Genomic DNA, 16634 nt, shown 5'->3' on the forward strand with positions numbered 1-16634 from the left:
CTCCGTTAGGCTCTAAGAGCTGTTAGCTCTGTGCGCAGGAGGCGCTGGGCTAATCCCAGATGCTTGGCGCGGGTGTGCGAGTGGAGGGTAAGCGCACAGCGTTTGCCCATGCGGCAAGCTCTTTTGGAATTGGATGCGCGGTAACATCAAAGTTGCCCACCTCGCCTAGTTCCTGCATTGAAACTGTGCCGCCGCTCTTTCTTAAGATGCGTGCCTGGATGTATGCGCGCGCATAGATCTCGCCCTTCCTAAGAAATCGCTGCTCAATGTAGCAAGCGCGTTCATCAAAACCAATTACTCGCGTTTCGATCGAGAATTTTTGAAAGGGATCTAATGATTTGCGATACGAAATCGTCTGGGCTCCAACAACTGTGTACCAGCCCTGCTGCTTAAAAATATCCCAGAAACCCGATCGAATAGTGTATTCGATGCGGGCGCTATCCAGCACGGAGAGGTATTTACCGTTGTTCATGTGGACAAGAATGTCAAGGTCGGTTGGCCACACACGAAATCGTGCTTTGGCAACGTCGAACAAGCCGAGCTTAGATTTTGTGCGTCCACGGAAGATATGAAATAGAATTCTGGGAAGCATATGCATAGGCATAATCCTAGCGAGCTGCGGCTGTCGAATCTTCGGGTGACACTCGGTTTTATCTGTCATGAATCCGTTAGAATGGACAGGTTAAGTCTCAAATCTAGGCAGCAAGGAGCCGCGCAATGGCAACCACTAATGACATTAAGAACGGCACCGTTATTAAAGAAAACGGTCAGCTGTGGAGTGTAGTTGAATTTCAGCATGTGAAGCCCGGTAAGGGTGGTGCGTTTGTGCGCACCAAACAGAAGAACGTTGTTAGCGGCAAAGTGGTTGACAAGACCTATAACGCTGGCGCAAAAATCGAGACTGCACTGGTTGATCGTCGCGACTACCAGTATCTTTACCGTGATGGCGCAGATTTCGTGTTCATGGATCTGGCTGACTACGACCAGATTAACGTTAGCTCCAACATTGTGGGCGATGCAGAAAACTACATGCTGGAAAATCAGCAGGTAACCATCGCAATGCATGAGGGAGCACCGCTCTACATCGACCTGCCGGCATCTGTTGTGCTTGAGATTACATACACCGAGCCTGGGCTGCAGGGTGACCGCTCAACAGGTGGCAGCAAGCCAGCGACAGTTGAGACGGGGGCTGAAATTCAAGTGCCGTTATTTTTGGAGACCGGCACCAAAGTTAAAGTTGATACCCGCACCGGCGAGTACCTCGGCCGCGCAACCGACTAAGCTTTAACGTGGGAGCGAGAACTAAAGCACGCAATCGTGCTTTAAACATGATTTTTCAAGCCGATGTGCTGCGGCAGCCGCTGTCAGAAGTGCTTGCGACTGAAGGAATGCGCGCGGTGCACGAACCAGAGCGGCGTGCATCATGGCTGTATGCGGAACAGATTGTCCAGGGTGTGCTTGCACACCAGGAAGAGATCGACGAAAAGATCACTAGCAGCGCAAACGGTTGGACGCTAGACCGCATGCCGCATGTGGATCGTGCGATTCTGCGCGTTGCAGCCTGGGAGATTCTGTTTAATGAAGAGGTGCCAACGCCGGTCGCGATCGACGAAGCGGTGGATCTTGCAAAAGAGCTCTCGACAGAAGACTCGGGCAAGTTTGTCAACGGTGTCTTGGGGCGCATAGCGCTGCTCGCTGAGCTGTAACAGAGCCTGCTTTCGGAGGGCCTCTAGTAGCTGCTTCATGCCAGCCATCCAGCGTGGGCTAAAACATTTTACAGCACGCTATTTTCGTGTTTGACCGGGGAAAAACATCAGCTAAACTGAATATTAGATCTTCTTTAACTACTGTCCTGTGAGGCAGAGAAGGGGCCTATTTTGCGTAGGGTGCTTGAAAGTGCCGAGATGCAGCGTGCTCTGACGCGCATCTCGCACGAAATTATTGAATCAAACAAGGGTGCCGCTGATCTTATCTTGGTGGGTATCCCGACCCGAGGTGCCTATTTAGCGCACCGCATTGCAGGGGTTATCTCGCGCATCGAAGGTGTAGATGTGCCGGTCGGAGTGCTGGACGTCACGATGTATCGCGATGACCTGGCCAAGCATCGCACGCTCACCCCGAAACCAACAGAGATGCCCAATGTGGCACTTGACGGTAAGACTGTTGTGCTGGTTGATGATGTGCTCTACTCAGGGCGCACAGTGCGCGCAGCGCTCGACGCCTTGAACGATCACGGTCGTCCCGCCGTGGTAAGGCTTGCAGCGCTGGTTGATCGGGGGCATCGTGAGCTGCCGATCCGCGCCGAATTTATTGGAAAAAATCTGCCGAGCGCGAAGACTGAGCGCATTCGGGTGCGCCTTATGGAAACTGACGGCGTTGACGAAGTGCTTATCGGTGAGCAGGAGGTGGCAGACTAATGCGACACCTTTTGCACACCGCTGAGCTCAGCCGTGAAGAAGCTATTACGCTGCTCGATATCGCAGAAGATATGGCGGACACACAGCAGCGTGAAGTGAAGAAGCTCCCAACTTTGCGTGGCAAAACTGTTGTGAATCTGTTTTTTGAAGATTCAACCCGCACCAGGATCTCGTTTGAAGCAGCGGCAAAACGGTTGAGTGCTGACGTTATTAACTTCAGTGCCAAAGGCTCTTCAGTGTCTAAAGGAGAGTCTCTGAAGGATACCGCGCAGACACTGCAAGCTATCGGCGCAGACGGTGTGGTCATTCGCCACTGGGCATCGGGGGCGCCGGCCAGACTTGCAACTAGCGGTTGGATAGACGCCGGTGTTATGAACGCCGGAGATGGCACACACGAGCACCCCACCCAGGCGCTGCTTGATGCGTTCACAATGCGCAGACGGCTGCACGGCGCTGGTGCCCGCGGCAAAGGTTTGGACGGCGTTACCGTCACAATCGTTGGAGACATTCTGCACTCGCGCGTCGCTCGCTCAAATCTGTGGCTGTTAAACACCCTCGGCGCTGCGGTAACTTTTGTGGCGCCCAAAACACTGCTTCCCTATGGTGCTGAGAAGTGGCCTGTTGCGCTAGAGACCTCACTTGATCGTGCGCTTGCAGCCAAGCCGGATGTTGTGATGATGCTGCGTATCCAGGGGGAGCGCATGCACGATGCGTTTTTCCCGAGCGTCCGCGAATATTCCAGGCAGTGGGGGCTGGATGACAGCCGCTTCGCCAAACTTAAAGACAGCGCGCTGGTGATGCATCCGGGGCCGATGAACCGGGGCCTGGAGATCTCGTCTGCCCCAGCAGATTCAGCCAAATCAACCGTGCTCGAACAGGTAGCAAACGGTGTGAGTGTGCGGATGGCCGCGCTCTACATGCTGCTCGCAGGAAAGGAAGCATAATGTCGGAGACAAACGCCACAAAGATTTTAATTAAAAACGCGCACCTGGCCAGCGAGCTGACCGAGAAGGGCGAGCAACCGCTAACAGGGAACGGCGTTGATCTGCGGATCGCTGACGGCAGAATTACTGAGGTAGCTGCTGGGCTTGAGGCAGCAGAAAACGAGCGTGTCATTGATGCAAGCGGTTTGATCGCTTTTACCGGTTTTGTCGATCTGCACACTCATTTACGTGAACCCGGTTTTGAACAGTCAGAAACCGTCTACACGGGCACCCGCGCCGCAGCTGCCGGAGGTTTCACAACAGTCTTCGCAATGGCCAACACCTCACCTGTGCAAGACACTGCCGGAGTTGTTGAGCAGGTGCAGGCGCTCGGTGAGCGCGCAGGATACGCAACTGTGCGACCAATTGGCGCGGTAACCGAAGATCTTGCCGGTGAGAAACTCTCTGAAATCGGTGCGATGGCTGAGTCTCGCGCCAAAGTGCGTGTGTTTAGTGACGACGGCAAGTGTGTGCACGACTCTCTCCTGATGCGGCGTGCAATGGAGTATGTGCGCACCTTTGACGGTGTGATTGCGCAACATGCGCAGGATCCGCGCCTGACAGAGGGCGCACAGATGAACGAAGGCGAGCTGTCGAGCGAGCTGGGGCTTGCAGGCTGGCCAGCGGTCGCCGAAGAATCAATCATTGCGCGCGATGCTTTACTTGCTGAGCACCTTGATGCGCGTCTGCACGTCTGCCACCTCTCGACAGCGGGCTCGGTTGAGGTGGTGCGCCAGGCAAAAGAGCGTGGTGTGAAGATTAGCGCCGAGGTGACTCCGCACCATCTAATTTTGACTGAGGATCTTGTGCGCTCATATGATCCGCGTTATAAGGTGAATCCGCCACTGCGTCGTGAAGAGGATGTGCAGGCGCTACGGCGTGCTGTAGCCGCTGGGGTGATCGACATTATCGCAACCGATCATGCCCCACACCCGGCAGAAGCAAAAGAGTGCGAGTGGGACACAGCCGCTTTCGGCATGGTTGGTTTGGAGTCGGCACTGCCTATCTCGGTGCTTTCGCTGATCAAACCGGGGCACATCAGCTGGGCAAAGCTGGAGCAGCTATTGAGTCAGAAACCAGCAGAAATCGGTTCTTACGACGAGCATCCAAAGCAGCTTGCGGCTGGCGAAATAGCTGATCTTGTGCTTGTGGATCCGGCCGGCACACGCTCATTTGGGGAACAGGATCTGCGCGGCCGCAGTGTGAACAGTCCATACCTTGGCATGGAGCTTCCAGCCAGGATTCACACAACAATCCGGCACGGTGTTATCACCTGCGATAACGGTGAGGTCGTAGACCTCTAATGAACGGCTACAGCATTAATGTGATTGTGTGCGCTGGCATTGTGGTGCTGGCGCTTACAGGCATGTGGTTTGGGTGGCGCAAACGCAGCATCAGCGGCGAGGCGCTACCGCGGTTTACCGGAACAATCGGTGAGCCGGTAAAAATTTTTGAGCGAGTTTTCTACGTCGTGACCACAGATGCAGCAGACCGTCGTGAACGAGTGCTGCCACCCGGTCTTAAATATCGAGGCTGGGCGAGGTTCGTAATCGCCGAATCGGGTGCGGTGCTCCAGGTCGCTGGCGAAGATCCGACCACTCTCGCACCGATTACTGGTGTATCGCTCACAGGAACATCTATCGCAAAAGCGGTGGAGGCCGCAGGTCTGGTGGTTATTTCCTGGGGTGAGCCAGACAAGAGAGTCGAAACTCATATTAGGTTTACAACAACTGAAGAGCAGGAAACAGCTGTTGCCCTGCTCGAAAACATCATAAAGAAGAAGGAAACCGTAGCGTGTTAGAAACATTTGCTCCTCCGGCTGAAACAGTTCCAAACGGAAAAGCCGTGCTAGTGCTAGCGGACGGAACCCGCTATGAGGGTCGTGCATACGGTGCTACGGGGCGCACTCTCGGCGAGTTAGTGTTCACAACCGGGATGACCGGATACCAGGAAACCCTCACCGATCCGTCATACGCTGGCCAAATTGTGCTCATGACTGCGCCGCACATCGGTAACACCGGTGCTAACAAAACAGATATGGAGTCGCGCAAAATTTGGGTTGCGGGTTTTGTTGTGCGTGACCCCGCGCGCCGGGTGTCAAACTATCGCGCTGAAAAGTCACTCGATGAGGAGCTAGTAGAAAACGGTATCGTTGGTATTTCTGGTGTTGATACGCGCGCAATAACCAGACACATTCGCTCTGTCGGATCGATGAAAGCCGGTGTGTTTTCCGGTGCTGATTATGATCTAGATGCGGCCGAGCAGCTCGATATTGTGGTGGATCAGGAGCCAATGGCGGGCAAGAATCTATCTGCGGTTGTGACAACGCCGGAGCGCTACGAGGTAGCTGCCGCAGCTGAGGTCGAAAAAATTGGCACTATCGCCGTGCTCGATCTTGGTGTGAAGAGCGCTACTATCAACTATCTTGCCGCACACGGATTCGATGTTGTGGTGCTCCCGGCGAGCACTACGGTGGAAGAAATAAAAGAGCTTGCTCCTGACGCGCTCTTTTATTCAAACGGGCCGGGAGATCCTGCCGCGAGCGACGCACAGGTTGAGTTGCTGAAAGAGATGCTAAAGACCGGAATCCCATATTTTGGTATCTGCTTTGGTAATCAGCTGCTCGGCCGCGCGCTCGGCTTTGACACCTACAAGCTGCCGTTCGGGCACCGGGGTATTAATCAGCCGGTGCTTGATACGAAGACAGGTAAGGTGGAAATTACAGCGCAGAACCACGGTTTTGCGGTAGCTCTGACAGCCGACGGTGAGCACAACTCGCCAGCGGGTTTTGGTCGGGTGCGCGTCAGCCACGTCAGCCTTAACGATGATGTTGTAGAGGGCATTGAGTGCCTCGATATTCCTGCCTTCAGCGTGCAGTACCACCCAGAGGCGGCGAGCGGCCCACGCGATGCCTTCTACCTCTTTGACCGTTTCCGTCAGCTGGTGCTCGCCCGGCAGGGTCGTGCAGCAGATCCTGACACAGAATTCAAGCCAAACGTGAGTGTTCCAGCCGCAACCGAAAGCGAGAGCAAATAATGCCAAAGCGTCCCGACATTAATTCAGTTCTTGTTATCGGTTCTGGCCCGATCGTAATTGGCCAAGCGTGTGAGTTTGACTATTCAGGCACCCAGGCATGTCGTGTGCTGCGCAGCGAGGGCGTGCGAGTTATCCTCATTAACTCAAACCCCGCAACGATTATGACCGACCCGGATTTTGCCGATGCGACCTACGTTGAACCGATCACCCCAGAGGTTATCGAGTCAATCATTATTAAGGAAAAGCCGGATGCGATTCTGCCGACACTCGGTGGGCAGACCGCGCTGAACGCTGCAATCGAGCTGCACGAACGCGGCATTCTTGATAAACACGGTGTAGAGCTCATCGGAGCTAATGTTGAGGCAATTCAGCGTGGCGAAGATCGCCAGCTGTTTAAGGATCTTGTGCTCGCGGCCGGTGCTGATGTTGCGCGCTCAGCTATTGTGCACACACTTGAAGAAGCAAAAGAGGTGGCTAAAGATCTTGGCTACCCGCTTGTTGTGCGGCCCTCATTCACAATGGGTGGCCTGGGCTCTGGTTTCGCATACACTGAGGAAGATCTCGTGCGTATCGCAGGTGACGGACTGCACTACAGCCCAACCAGCGAAGTGCTGCTCGAGGAATCAATTCTCGGTTGGAAAGAGTACGAGCTCGAACTGATGCGAGACCAGGCTGATAACACCGTTGTTGTGTGTTCAATTGAGAACGTAGATGCGGTTGGTGTGCACACAGGTGATTCAATTACCGTTGCACCAGCACTGACTCTCACCGACCGTGAGTTCCAAAACCTGCGCGATATCGGTATCGACATTATTCGTCGGGTTGGTGTTGACACCGGCGGGTGCAACATTCAGTTCGCAATCGATCCGCAGACCGGGCGCGTTATCGTCATTGAAATGAATCCGCGCGTCTCGCGCTCTTCAGCATTGGCATCGAAAGCAACCGGGTTCCCGATCGCTAAGATCGCTGCAAAGCTCGCAATCGGTTACCGTCTGGATGAGATTCCAAACGATATTACCCAAAAAACTCCGGCAAGCTTCGAGCCAACAATCGACTACATCGTTGTGAAGACGCCGCGCTTTGCCTTTGAGAAATTCCCGGCCGCTGACGACACCCTCACAACCACTATGAAGTCTGTCGGTGAGGCGATGGCTATCGGGCGCAACTTCACAACCGCGCTGCAGAAATCGCTACGCTCACTCGAAAAGCGTGGTTCATCATTCCACTGGGGCGCAGAGACTCGCTCAGTTGCAGAGCTTTTAGAGGAGATCAAACGCCCAACCGATGGTCGAATCATCGCAGTGCAGCAGGCGCTGCGTCTTGGCGCAAGCATCGCTGATGTTTATGCTGCCTGCGACATTGATCCGTGGTTCCTTGACCAGATACAACTTATTAACGAAGTAGCAGAGCTGGTTAAGAGCGCACCGAAACTTGATGAAGAGGTGCTGCGTGAGGCGAAGAATCACGGTTTTAGTGACGCACAGATAGCGCAGCTGCGCGGCTCAACTGAGGCTGAGATCCGCGGCCTTAGGCACGGTCTCGGCTTGCGTCCGGTGTTTAAAACCGTTGATACCTGTGCCGGTGAGTTTCCGGCGCTGACCCCATACCACTACAGCTCATATGATTTTGAGACTGAGGTTGCGCCGAGCGATCGCAAGAAAGTCATTATTCTAGGCTCCGGCCCCAACCGTATCGGGCAGGGCGTCGAGTTTGACTATTCGTGTGTGCACTCCTCGTTCGCGCTGAGTGAGGCGGGCTATGAGACTGTGATGGTCAACTGCAACCCGGAGACCGTCTCAACCGACTACGACACTTCAGACAGGCTCTACTTTGAGCCGCTAACCCTTGAAGACGTGCTCGAAGTGATCCATGCCGAGCAGCAGTCTGGCGAGGTGCTCGGGGTTGTTGTGCAGCTCGGCGGCCAGACCGCTCTGGGCCTTGCGCAGCCGCTGAAAGACGCTGGTGTTCCGATTCTTGGCACCACTCCGGAGGCAATTGATCTTGCTGAGGAGCGCGGGGCGTTTGGTGAGATCCTTGAGCAGGCGGGGCTTCTCGCGCCACGCCACGGCACCGCCACAACTGAGGCGGGGGCAATTAAGGTTGCTGAAGAAATCGGATACCCTGTGCTGGTGCGGCCGTCATTCGTGCTCGGCGGGCGCGGCATGGAAATTATTTACTCAACCGCGGGGCTGCAAGACTACTTTGCGCGCATTAAAGAACACGCTCTGGTGGGCCCTGGGCATCCACTGCTGGTTGATCACTTCCTTGATGACGCTACCGAAATTGACGTTGATGCGCTCTTTGACGGTGAAACCCTTTACATGGGTGGTGTGATGGAGCACATCGAAGAGGCGGGTGTGCACTCAGGCGACTCAAGCTGCACCCTGCCGCCGGTCACCCTCGGACACGGTCAGATTCAGGAGGTGCGTCGGGCAACGGAAGCAATCGCACGCGGTATTGGTGTGCGCGGTCTTTTGAATGTGCAGTTTGCGATCGCACAGGGTCAGCTGTTTGTGATTGAGGCAAACCCGCGTGCCAGCCGCACAGTGCCGTTTGTTTCTAAGGCGCTGGGTATTCCACTGGCGAAGGCGGCTGCACGCATTATGGCGGGGGAGAGCATCGCTGATCTCATAGCCTGCGGATTGCTGCCGGAGAAGGACGGCGCTAACGCTCCGATTGATGCGCCTGTCGCGGTGAAAGAAGCGGTGCTACCGTTTAAGCGCTTCCGGCGCGCCGATGGGAAGAGCGTTGACTCCCTGCTCGGCCCAGAAATGCGCTCAACTGGTGAGGTTATGGGGATGGATCGCGATTTCCCGACCGCGTTTGCAAAAGCGCAGACTGCAGCAGGAAGCGCGCTCCCAATGAGCGGCACAGTGTTTATCTCTGTTGCGGATCGCGATAAACGGGAGATCGTGCTGAGTGCCCGCTGCCTGCACGAAATGGGATTCAAGATTTTGGCTACCCAAGGCACCCAGGTTGTGCTTGCGCGAAACGGGGTGCCCGCCCAGACAGTGCGGAAGGTTTCTCAGAGTAAATCTGATGCGCCTGATATCGTGCAGTTAATAGAGCGTAACGAGGTTGATATGGTGATCAACACCCCAAGCGGCCAGGCAGAACGCGCAGACGGCTACGAGATTCGTGCTGCGACAGTAACCGCCGATAAGCCGATCTTCACAACAGCGTCTGAGCTGTCTGCTGCGGTGTCAGCCCTTGGAGCGCAGCAGAAACCGTTCGACGTGATGTCCCTGCAGGAATACGAAGCAGAACGCCAAGCGAAACGAGGCGCCTAAAGTGACGTTTGTGCAAGCGCTAGCTGCCGGGCTTAAGCAGGGCAAGCATCTTTGTGTCGGCATCGATCCGCACCGTTTTCTCTTACAAGAGTGGGGGCTTAACGATACCGCACAGGGTGCCTGCGACTTCGGGCTTCGGGTGGTTGAGGCAGCCGCTGGAGCTGCTGTCGCAGTGAAACCACAAATTGCTTTCTTTGAGCGGTTTGGCAGCGCTGGCTATCGCGCACTCGAACAGGTATTTGCTGCCGCGCGAGAAGCGGGTTTACCGATTATCGCCGATGTTAAGCGCGGGGATATCGGATCAACATTCGCAGCATATGCGGAAGCATGGCTGCTGCCGGGCAGCCCGCTCGAAGCAGATGCAATGACCGCTGTTGCTTATCAGGGGTTCGGATCGCTTAACGGCGGGCTGGAACTTGTGCGAGAGCACGGCAAGGGGCTTTTTGTGCTGGCCGCAACCAGCAACCCTGAAGCACGAACCCTGCAACAGGCGCGCCGTGCTGACAATTTAACCGTTGCGTCGAGTATTGTGCGTGAGGCGCAGCAGTTTAATGCCGCTGATGAGCTTGCTCTAACAGCCGGTGTGGGTGCGGTTGGTGTTGTGTTGGGTGCCACACTGCAGCTGGCGGATTTTGAGATTGATACCGCGCTGTCACGTGGAGAGCATCCCATCCTACCTATTTTGGCGCCGGGATTTGGGGCCCAAGGTGCAAAACTCGAGCGAGCAAAAGATATTTTTGGCTCTCTTGCGGAGGGGCTTATTTCAAACGAGTCACGTGGTGTGCTCGCGGGAGATCCCGACAGACTGGCCGAGCGGGTGCGGGTGCGTGCAGCTGAGGTAGGGGAGGCGCTGAGTTAAAATGCAGATGCCAGAAGTTGATCGGAAAGCTGCGAGCAGAGCGGCGGTTGCAGCGCGTCAAGCGCGTGCTGAATTGAAACAGCAGATGGTGACCGGTGAGATAAGCGAGTTGCGCGTGCTGCAGCTGGCTGGGCAGGGAAATGCTGCGGCTGCAAGTCTGCGCGTTACCGAATTTTTGATGGCCCTGCCCGCAATCGGCAGAGTCAAAGCTGAGCGTGTGCTCAACCAGCTGCAAATTTCACCGCGCAAACGCCTTGGTGGGCTTGGCAGACTGCAGCAGCAGCGGCTGACTGCGTGGCTGTCTGAGCGCGCTGGGATCCGCAAAGCACCACCCCTAACCGTGCTTGCCGGGCCAACCGCCGTGGGTAAGGGCACAGTTGTTTCCTACATCAAAGAAAACTACCCTGAGGTAAAGCTGTCGGTCTCCGCAACAACCAGACCTGCGCGCCCGGGTGAAATACACGGTGAACACTATTTCTTTGTTAGTAACGAAGATTTTGACCGGATGCTGGCCAATAATGAGCTGTTGGAATGGGCGACAGTGCACGGCACACATCGTTATGGCACGCCGCGCAAACCGATTGAAGAGGCAGCTGCAGCAGGATTTCTCGTGCTGCTTGAGATCGATCTGCAGGGAGCGCGGCAGGTGCGCAAAGCAGAACCAGCGGCACGATTGGTGTTTCTAAAACCGCCCAGCTGGGAAGAGCTCGTGCGGCGTCTTACAGGTCGCGGCACAGAGGGTAAAGAGGAGCAGGAGCGGCGGCTAGCTACAGCTCGTGTAGAGCTTGCAGCAGCACAAGAATTTGACGTAGAGATAGTAAACGATGAGGTTGCACGCGCGGCTGAAGAGCTTGTGCGTGTGATGCGTGGTTAGGCTCGATTTTGGAATCAACGCTTGCATTCAGCGGTCTACAGTTACTGGGTATTCCCATTGCGCTTGCCGGTGCAGTGCTGATGTCTATTGGCACCCAGTATCAGTCGATAGGTCTTAATAAAGTAGAGCGGATTACCCGCAAAAGCGCTTCCTCTGGCCTGTCAGGCGCACACTTAGGGCAGCTGCTGCGCAGACCGAGCTGGCTTTTCGGAACAGGAGCGCTTGGGCTTGCTGTGGGTCTGCAAATGGTTGCTCTTGCGCTGTCTCCGCTGATCGTGGTGCAACCGCTTGGCGTTGTTGCGCTGGTTGTGACGGCGGTCTTGAACGCAAAATTTACGGGTGTGGTTATTCCCAAACGCGTCAGAGTTGCTATTTCCTTTTGTGTGCTGGGGATTTTTGTGTTCGTTGCGACGGCGGCGATGACCGCTCACGACGTGCAGGTCTCTGAGATGCAGCTCATTATCATTTTGGTGATTTTTGCGGTTGTTGTAGCCTCCCTTGTGTCAGCATTCATTGCGCTGAGACACCGGCCGAACGCACTGCTCTATATTGTCGGGGCCGGTATTCTCTACGGTTTTGTTGCAACTTTTGCGAAGACCGTGATTTCTCGAATTCAACAGGGAGAGTTTGGTTTTCTCACGTGGCTTGCCTTGGGAGCGCTTATCTTGGGGGCTGTTTTAGGCATGATCTATGTGCAGAATGCGCACTCATCCGGGCCGCCCGATCTGGTTATTGCAGGTCTTACCGTGATAGACCCGATTGTCGCTGTGCTAATCGGGATTATTGTGCTCGGCGAGGCGCAGCATGCGCCAATCTGGGCGGCACTAATTTTTTCCATATCGGGGCTTATCGCAATGCTCGGAGTTTTTGGCATAGCAAAGTTCCATCCCCAGGTTGGTAAGGATGCACTGCAGGACGATTAGAGAGCTCGAATATGCTCGGCTGCTGCAACCAAAAACACCCGACATGGAATTTAGGTGCACCACATAAAGCTGCTGTTTGTAGGGCGTGCGGGGCTTGAACCCGCGACCCAAGGATTATGAGTCCTTTGCTCTGACCAACTGAGCTAACGCCCCAACCGGAACGTTTTGAAAAACGCACCTCGATAATAGTAGCGCAAAATTAATATTACGCAGCGTCAGGCTAGTGGGGTTTCAATAAATAAAGTAAATTAATTGTTGATCGTGTCACTGGAGTTTCAAAGGAGAGCAGGATTGAAAATATTGGTAGTGGAACACCAAGAAAACTGTCGTGTTCACATGCTGGGCAAGGCTTTGAGAAGCGCCGGTGCCGAGCTTAAGACAGTTGGTCCTGGTGCTGGTAGAGAGCTACCGGAAACTCTTGCCGAGTGTGACGCGCTGATTGTGATGGGTGGCACCCCAGGGCCGAGCGAATTTGATAAAGCGCCGTGGTTAAAACAAACACACAAACTGGTTAAGGAAGCACTCGAGAAGAATATTCCATACCTGGGAGTTTGTCTTGGTGGGCAGATCCTGGCCGAAGCCGCAGGCGGCAAAGTTAACGAGGCTAAGACACCCGAGATCGGTATTCATGAAGTTCGTGTGAATAGTGCCGGCGCAAACGATCCGCTCATTTCAGTGCTTAACACCCGCAAAGAACCTCTAGAAGCTATGCAGTGGCATTTTCTTGAGGTGACAGAACTACCCCCAAACGCTGTCACTCTAATGGAGAGCGATAACTGTGAGGTTGAAGCATTCCGAGTGGGTGAGAGCGCATGGGGCCTCCAATTTCACCCAGAAGCTAACAGCGAATCAGCTGCAGCTTGGGCTGCTGAACCGGGTGCTGACGAAGATCTCAAACAGCACACCCAGCAAACCCCAGAGCAGCTGGTGCAGGAAGTGACTGAGAAAGACACTGAGCTCGAAGAACGCTGGAACACCCTTGCCTTAAAATGGCTAGAGATCGCTAAAGAAAACTAAAATCTCAATAACGCCGACAGCGAACCCACAAAATATTAAGGTCAGCCGCCAATAAGATAGCAGTTATGAAATCAGCCCGCACACTCAACGCGCAGCGCCGCATTGAGTCTACTGTTGGCTACACATTTCTAGCACCGAGCCTAATTGCGCTGTTTCTGTTTCTGATTGCCCCAATCTTTCTGATTATCTGGCTCAGCTTTCACGAATGGAACCTGTTAGGGCCTATCACTTTTGTCGGCTTCGACAACTATGAGTGGCTGTTTAGCAACAGCACCCTGTGGCGCTCACTCGGGATCACGATCCTGTTTGTGGCATTGGTGATCCCGATCCAAACCTGTCTTGGCCTGCTTGTCGCGTTCGCAATGCGACGCAACCTGCCGGGCACAGTGTGGCTGCGGGTGTTGATCTTAATGCCCTGGGTGAGTGCTCCGCTTGCTGTCGGTGTTATTTGGCGCTGGATTCTCGGTTACTCTGACGGCATTCTAAATCAGCTGCTGGGGCAGCGGATTGACTGGCTCAACGACCCCTCACTTGCGCTTCCTGCGGTGGCCACTGTCGCTGTGTGGCAGTCAGTAGGATACGTTGCGCTATTTTTCTACGCCGGGCTGGAGGCTATAGATCCGCAGGTTTATGATGCAGCGATGCTTGATGGGGCAGGCCCGATACGCACCCTGTGGTCGGTGACGCTGCCGCTTTTGCGCCCGACTATGTTCTTTGTGCTCGCCACAGGAGTAATCTCTAGCTTTCAAGTTTTCGACATAGCTTATGCGCTCACCCCGAACGGTGGCCCCCGCGGAACGACTGATGTTATCGCAGGCCGTATTTATTACGAAGCGTTCGAAAAATTCTCAGTGGGTCACGCATCCGTGATGGCTCTGATTCTGATGTTGATTCTGGTGCTGATAACGGTAGGGCAGCAGCAGTATTTTGCGCGGAGGACGAGCTATGCAAACTAAGAGCGCAAAACGGTTTGGTGCAAATACACTGGCATACGCGCTGCTATTGGTATCCGCTGTGTTGGCGGTATCGCCCTTTCTAATTGCACTTAGCGGATCGCTGAAAACCCAATCACAGTTTGTTACCGGCCAGCCGCTTGACCTGCCAAGCCCTGTCACGTTTGAAAACTACGTGCGGCTTTTTACCACAACAGATTTTACGAACGCGCTTTTGGTTACCAGCGGTGTGGTTTTAGTGACAGCAACGGGCCAAATATTTACGAGTATTCTTGCAGCCTATGCTTTTGCGCGTTTGCGATTTAAAGGTCGCGATGTTTTATTCTGGCTCTACCTTGCGACAATGATGATCCCCGCTGCGGTGGTTTTTATCCCCCTCTTTTTGATGATGGCGCAACTTGGTTTGCGCAATTCTTTCTGGGGTATCGTGCTGCCGTTTGCGTTCGTTAGCCCCTACGCGGTTTTTTTGCTGCGACAGTTTTTCCAAGAAATTCCGAAAGAGATTACTGACGCAGCTATGCTAGACGGTGCTGGGCACTGGCGGATTTTGTGGCAGATAATTGTGCCGAACGCGAAACCTATAATTGCAACTCTGGCCGTTATCACCTTTGTGAGCCACTGGAATAACTTTTTGTGGCCGCTCATGATTTCGCCATTGAGCGGATCTCGCACAGTTACGGTAGCCACGATTGCTTTGCAGTCTGAACATAATTCCCAGTGGTGGCTGGTGATGGCAGCCTCTGTTGTTGCAGTGCTGCCGCTTATTGTGCTGCTGCTGCTTTTTCACCGACAGCTTGTGCGCTCGGTTACCGTCGGGCGTGTTGCGCCCTAGTTGAAACGACTGATTTGCTGACCCGCTGCTGATACTGCGAAAAAAGTTTTAAAGCGGGGAATAAGAGATGATGCTGCGTTGTTTCACCGTATGTGATCTTTCGCGAAAGGAATTTCAATGACTAACAAACGTCGATTGGCTGTGGGCGCTGTCGCCGCCTCTGCAGCCCTAGTGCTTGCCGGTTGCGCAAATGGCGGTAACAGTGCGAGCGACTCTCAAACTGTGACTTTACGACTGTGGGATGAAAATGCGGCAGCTGTCTATAAGACGATTGCTGAAGAGTTTGAGGCACAAAACAGCGGCATCGATGTTGAGGTTGAAACAGTTCCGTGGGCTGACTACTTCTCAGGTTTGCGTCAGGAGGTTGCCGCCGGTCAGGGGCCGGATATTTTCTGGCTTAATGGTGCTAACTTTGCCGCCTATGTTGATGCCGGTCAGGTTGCTCCTGTAAAAGATGTGATCGGAGAGGATGCTGCGGCACGCTTCGTGCCTGCAGTGGTGGATCAGTACTCTTCCAAGGGAGAGCTCTACGGCATCCCACAAATTTTTGACGGTGGCATTGGGCTGTTCTACAATGCGGATCTGCTGAAGGAGGCTGGAGTTGATCCGGCTGAGCTACAAAATCTGAAGTGGAGTGCGACCGGTGGTGAAGACACTCTGCTGCCGCTGCTGCAGAAACTAACCAAAGATAGCGCCGGCCGTAACGCGCTAGATCCTGAATTCGATGCGAATAATGTTGTGCAGTACGGTTTTAACTCTGCCTGGGATATACAGGCGATCCTGCTGCCATTTATCGGTTCAAACGGTGGCACCTTCCAAAACGGTGAACAGTTCACCTTCTCAACACCTGAGACCGAAGCAGCGTTTAAATATATCGTAGATTTGGTAGACACCTATCATGTTGCGCCGCCTGCTGCTGACACCAACAACAACGGTGATTTTTCACGCGACGCCTTCCTGCAGGGGCGCATGGCGCTGTTCCAGTCTGGCACCTACAACCTGACAAACGTGAACGACAGTGTGAGCTTCGAATGGGGGATCGCACCACTTCCAGCAGGTGATGCTGGGGCGGTTACTGTAGCCCCAGGAGTGTCAGCTCTGATTAATGCGGCAAGCGCAAATGATGAAGCAGTAAAGGCTTTTGCAAAGTATCTAAGCACTGCAGCTGGTAACCGTCCGTTCGGTGAGGCTGGCGTCGCATTCCCAGCGGTGAGTGAAGCAGGCGATGCGTTCCAGTCATTCTGGAGTGCGGCTGGTGTTGACATCTCTGCTCTAGTGGTGGGGGCTGATCAAACAGTAATTGAGCCGGTGACCGGCACCAAATTTAATGAAGCTGCTGAGGTGTTTATGCCGATTATGCGTGAAATGTTCTTAGGTCAGCGGCCGGTTAGCGAAGCGGTGGCTGAAGCGGATCGGGTGGCTAATGAGGTTGTGAACGGCTAATAGTTAG

The 16634-nt window shown here is 54.3% G+C and carries 16 protein-coding genes and 1 tRNA gene; 15 read left to right on the top strand and 2 right to left on the bottom strand.

Features of this window, described 5'->3' with window-relative positions; genetic code table 11:
- Nucleotides 1–49 precede the first annotated feature (49 nt).
- Entirely contained in the window at nt 50–604 is a 555-nt protein-coding gene (locus HCQ99_RS00570) for a thioesterase family protein (protein WP_243854751.1), read from the bottom strand.
- 113 nt (nt 605–717) lie between these two features.
- Between HCQ99_RS00570 and efp the strand changes: the two genes are divergently transcribed.
- The 11 genes from efp to HCQ99_RS00625 all read left to right on the top strand — a co-directional run bounded on the left by efp (nt 718) and on the right by HCQ99_RS00625 (nt 12382).
- Nucleotides 718–1281 carry an elongation factor P gene (gene efp, locus HCQ99_RS00575; protein ID WP_166984636.1) on the top strand — a complete coding sequence of 188 codons (564 nt, stop codon included), beginning with the start codon at nt 718–720 and terminating at the stop codon, nt 1279–1281.
- A gap of 8 nt (nt 1282–1289) precedes the next feature.
- Nucleotides 1290–1706, top strand: coding sequence for a transcription antitermination factor NusB (nusB, locus tag HCQ99_RS00580; protein ID WP_166984637.1), 417 nt, complete (start codon nt 1290–1292; stop codon nt 1704–1706).
- A gap of 171 nt (nt 1707–1877) precedes the next feature.
- On the top strand, nt 1878–2417 hold the full coding sequence (gene pyrR / locus HCQ99_RS00585; RefSeq protein ID WP_166984638.1) for a bifunctional pyr operon transcriptional regulator/uracil phosphoribosyltransferase PyrR: 540 nt from the start codon (nt 1878–1880) through the stop codon (nt 2415–2417).
- Nucleotides 2417–3361: an aspartate carbamoyltransferase catalytic subunit gene (locus HCQ99_RS00590; protein ID WP_166984639.1), complete on the top strand. Its 945-nt coding sequence runs from the start codon at nt 2417–2419 to the stop codon at nt 3359–3361. The genes pyrR and HCQ99_RS00590 overlap by 1 nt, the downstream gene beginning before the upstream one ends.
- Nucleotides 3361–4704 (top strand): dihydroorotase, encoded by a 1344-nt coding sequence (locus HCQ99_RS00595; protein WP_166984640.1) that lies wholly within the window; start codon nt 3361–3363, stop codon nt 4702–4704. Before HCQ99_RS00590 ends, HCQ99_RS00595 begins: the two co-directional genes overlap by 1 nt.
- Nucleotides 4704–5201 carry a PH-like domain-containing protein gene (locus tag HCQ99_RS00600; protein ID WP_166984641.1) on the top strand — a complete coding sequence of 166 codons (498 nt, stop codon included), beginning with the start codon at nt 4704–4706 and terminating at the stop codon, nt 5199–5201. Before HCQ99_RS00595 ends, HCQ99_RS00600 begins: the two co-directional genes overlap by 1 nt.
- Nucleotides 5195–6436: a glutamine-hydrolyzing carbamoyl-phosphate synthase small subunit gene (gene carA / locus HCQ99_RS00605; protein WP_243854504.1), complete on the top strand. Its 1242-nt coding sequence runs from the start codon at nt 5195–5197 to the stop codon at nt 6434–6436. The genes HCQ99_RS00600 and carA overlap by 7 nt, the downstream gene beginning before the upstream one ends.
- The gene (carB, locus tag HCQ99_RS00610; protein WP_166984642.1) at nt 6436–9726 is read left to right on the top strand and encodes a carbamoyl-phosphate synthase large subunit; all 3291 of its coding nucleotides are present in this window, start codon (nt 6436–6438) and stop codon (nt 9724–9726) included. Before carA ends, carB begins: the two co-directional genes overlap by 1 nt.
- Nucleotide 9727: 1 nt before the next feature.
- The gene (pyrF, locus tag HCQ99_RS00615) at nt 9728–10585 is read left to right on the top strand and encodes an orotidine-5'-phosphate decarboxylase (protein WP_208317132.1); all 858 of its coding nucleotides are present in this window, start codon (nt 9728–9730) and stop codon (nt 10583–10585) included.
- A 7-nt stretch (nt 10586–10592) separates the two neighbouring features.
- Nucleotides 10593–11459 carry a guanylate kinase gene (gene gmk, locus HCQ99_RS00620; RefSeq protein WP_243854752.1) on the top strand — a complete coding sequence of 289 codons (867 nt, stop codon included), beginning with the start codon at nt 10593–10595 and terminating at the stop codon, nt 11457–11459.
- A gap of 8 nt (nt 11460–11467) precedes the next feature.
- Nucleotides 11468–12382, top strand: a complete 915-nt coding sequence (locus tag HCQ99_RS00625; protein ID WP_243854503.1) for a DMT family transporter — start codon at nt 11468–11470, stop codon at nt 12380–12382.
- Between the two features lie 79 nt (nt 12383–12461).
- Here the strand turns inward: HCQ99_RS00625 and HCQ99_RS00630 are convergent.
- Nucleotides 12462–12535, bottom strand: a tRNA-Ile gene (locus tag HCQ99_RS00630).
- Nucleotides 12536–12688: 153 nt separating this feature from the next.
- Here HCQ99_RS00630 and HCQ99_RS00635 point away from each other — a divergent pair.
- The 4 genes from HCQ99_RS00635 (at nt 12689) to HCQ99_RS00650 (ending at nt 16627) form a co-directional block, all read left to right on the top strand.
- Nucleotides 12689–13399, top strand: coding sequence for a type 1 glutamine amidotransferase (locus HCQ99_RS00635; RefSeq protein ID WP_166984644.1), 711 nt, complete (start codon nt 12689–12691; stop codon nt 13397–13399).
- 65 nt (nt 13400–13464) lie between these two features.
- Nucleotides 13465–14355, top strand: a complete 891-nt coding sequence (locus HCQ99_RS00640) for a carbohydrate ABC transporter permease (protein WP_166984645.1) — start codon at nt 13465–13467, stop codon at nt 14353–14355.
- Nucleotides 14345–15184, top strand: a complete 840-nt coding sequence (locus HCQ99_RS00645; protein ID WP_166984646.1) for a carbohydrate ABC transporter permease — start codon at nt 14345–14347, stop codon at nt 15182–15184. Before HCQ99_RS00640 ends, HCQ99_RS00645 begins: the two co-directional genes overlap by 11 nt.
- A 117-nt stretch (nt 15185–15301) precedes the next feature.
- Nucleotides 15302–16627 (top strand): ABC transporter substrate-binding protein, encoded by a 1326-nt coding sequence (locus HCQ99_RS00650; protein WP_166984647.1) that lies wholly within the window; start codon nt 15302–15304, stop codon nt 16625–16627.
- Nucleotides 16628–16634 lie beyond the last annotated feature (7 nt).

The organism is Canibacter zhoujuaniae, assembly GCF_011752015.1.
GTDB lineage: Bacteria > Actinomycetota > Actinomycetes > Actinomycetales > Microbacteriaceae > Canibacter > Canibacter zhoujuaniae.

Excerpts from the sequence above, each read along its gene's own strand:
- HCQ99_RS00570 (WP_243854751.1), bottom strand. The coding sequence starts at position 604 with ATGCCTATGCATATGCTTCCCAGAATTCTATTTCATATCTTCCGTGGA.
- efp (WP_166984636.1), top strand. The coding sequence starts at position 718 with ATGGCAACCACTAATGACATTAAGAACGGCACCGTTATTAAAGAAAAC.
- HCQ99_RS00590 (WP_166984639.1), top strand. The coding sequence starts at position 2,417 with ATGCGACACCTTTTGCACACCGCTGAGCTCAGCCGTGAAGAAGCTATT.
- HCQ99_RS00595 (WP_166984640.1), top strand. The coding sequence starts at position 3,361 with ATGTCGGAGACAAACGCCACAAAGATTTTAATTAAAAACGCGCACCTG.
- HCQ99_RS00600 (WP_166984641.1), top strand. The coding sequence starts at position 4,704 with ATGAACGGCTACAGCATTAATGTGATTGTGTGCGCTGGCATTGTGGTG.
- carB (WP_166984642.1), top strand. The coding sequence starts at position 6,436 with ATGCCAAAGCGTCCCGACATTAATTCAGTTCTTGTTATCGGTTCTGGC.
- gmk (WP_243854752.1), top strand. The coding sequence starts at position 10,593 with ATGCCAGAAGTTGATCGGAAAGCTGCGAGCAGAGCGGCGGTTGCAGCG.
- HCQ99_RS00640 (WP_166984645.1), top strand. The coding sequence starts at position 13,465 with ATGAAATCAGCCCGCACACTCAACGCGCAGCGCCGCATTGAGTCTACT.
- HCQ99_RS00645 (WP_166984646.1), top strand. The coding sequence starts at position 14,345 with ATGCAAACTAAGAGCGCAAAACGGTTTGGTGCAAATACACTGGCATAC.
- HCQ99_RS00650 (WP_166984647.1), top strand. The coding sequence starts at position 15,302 with ATGACTAACAAACGTCGATTGGCTGTGGGCGCTGTCGCCGCCTCTGCA.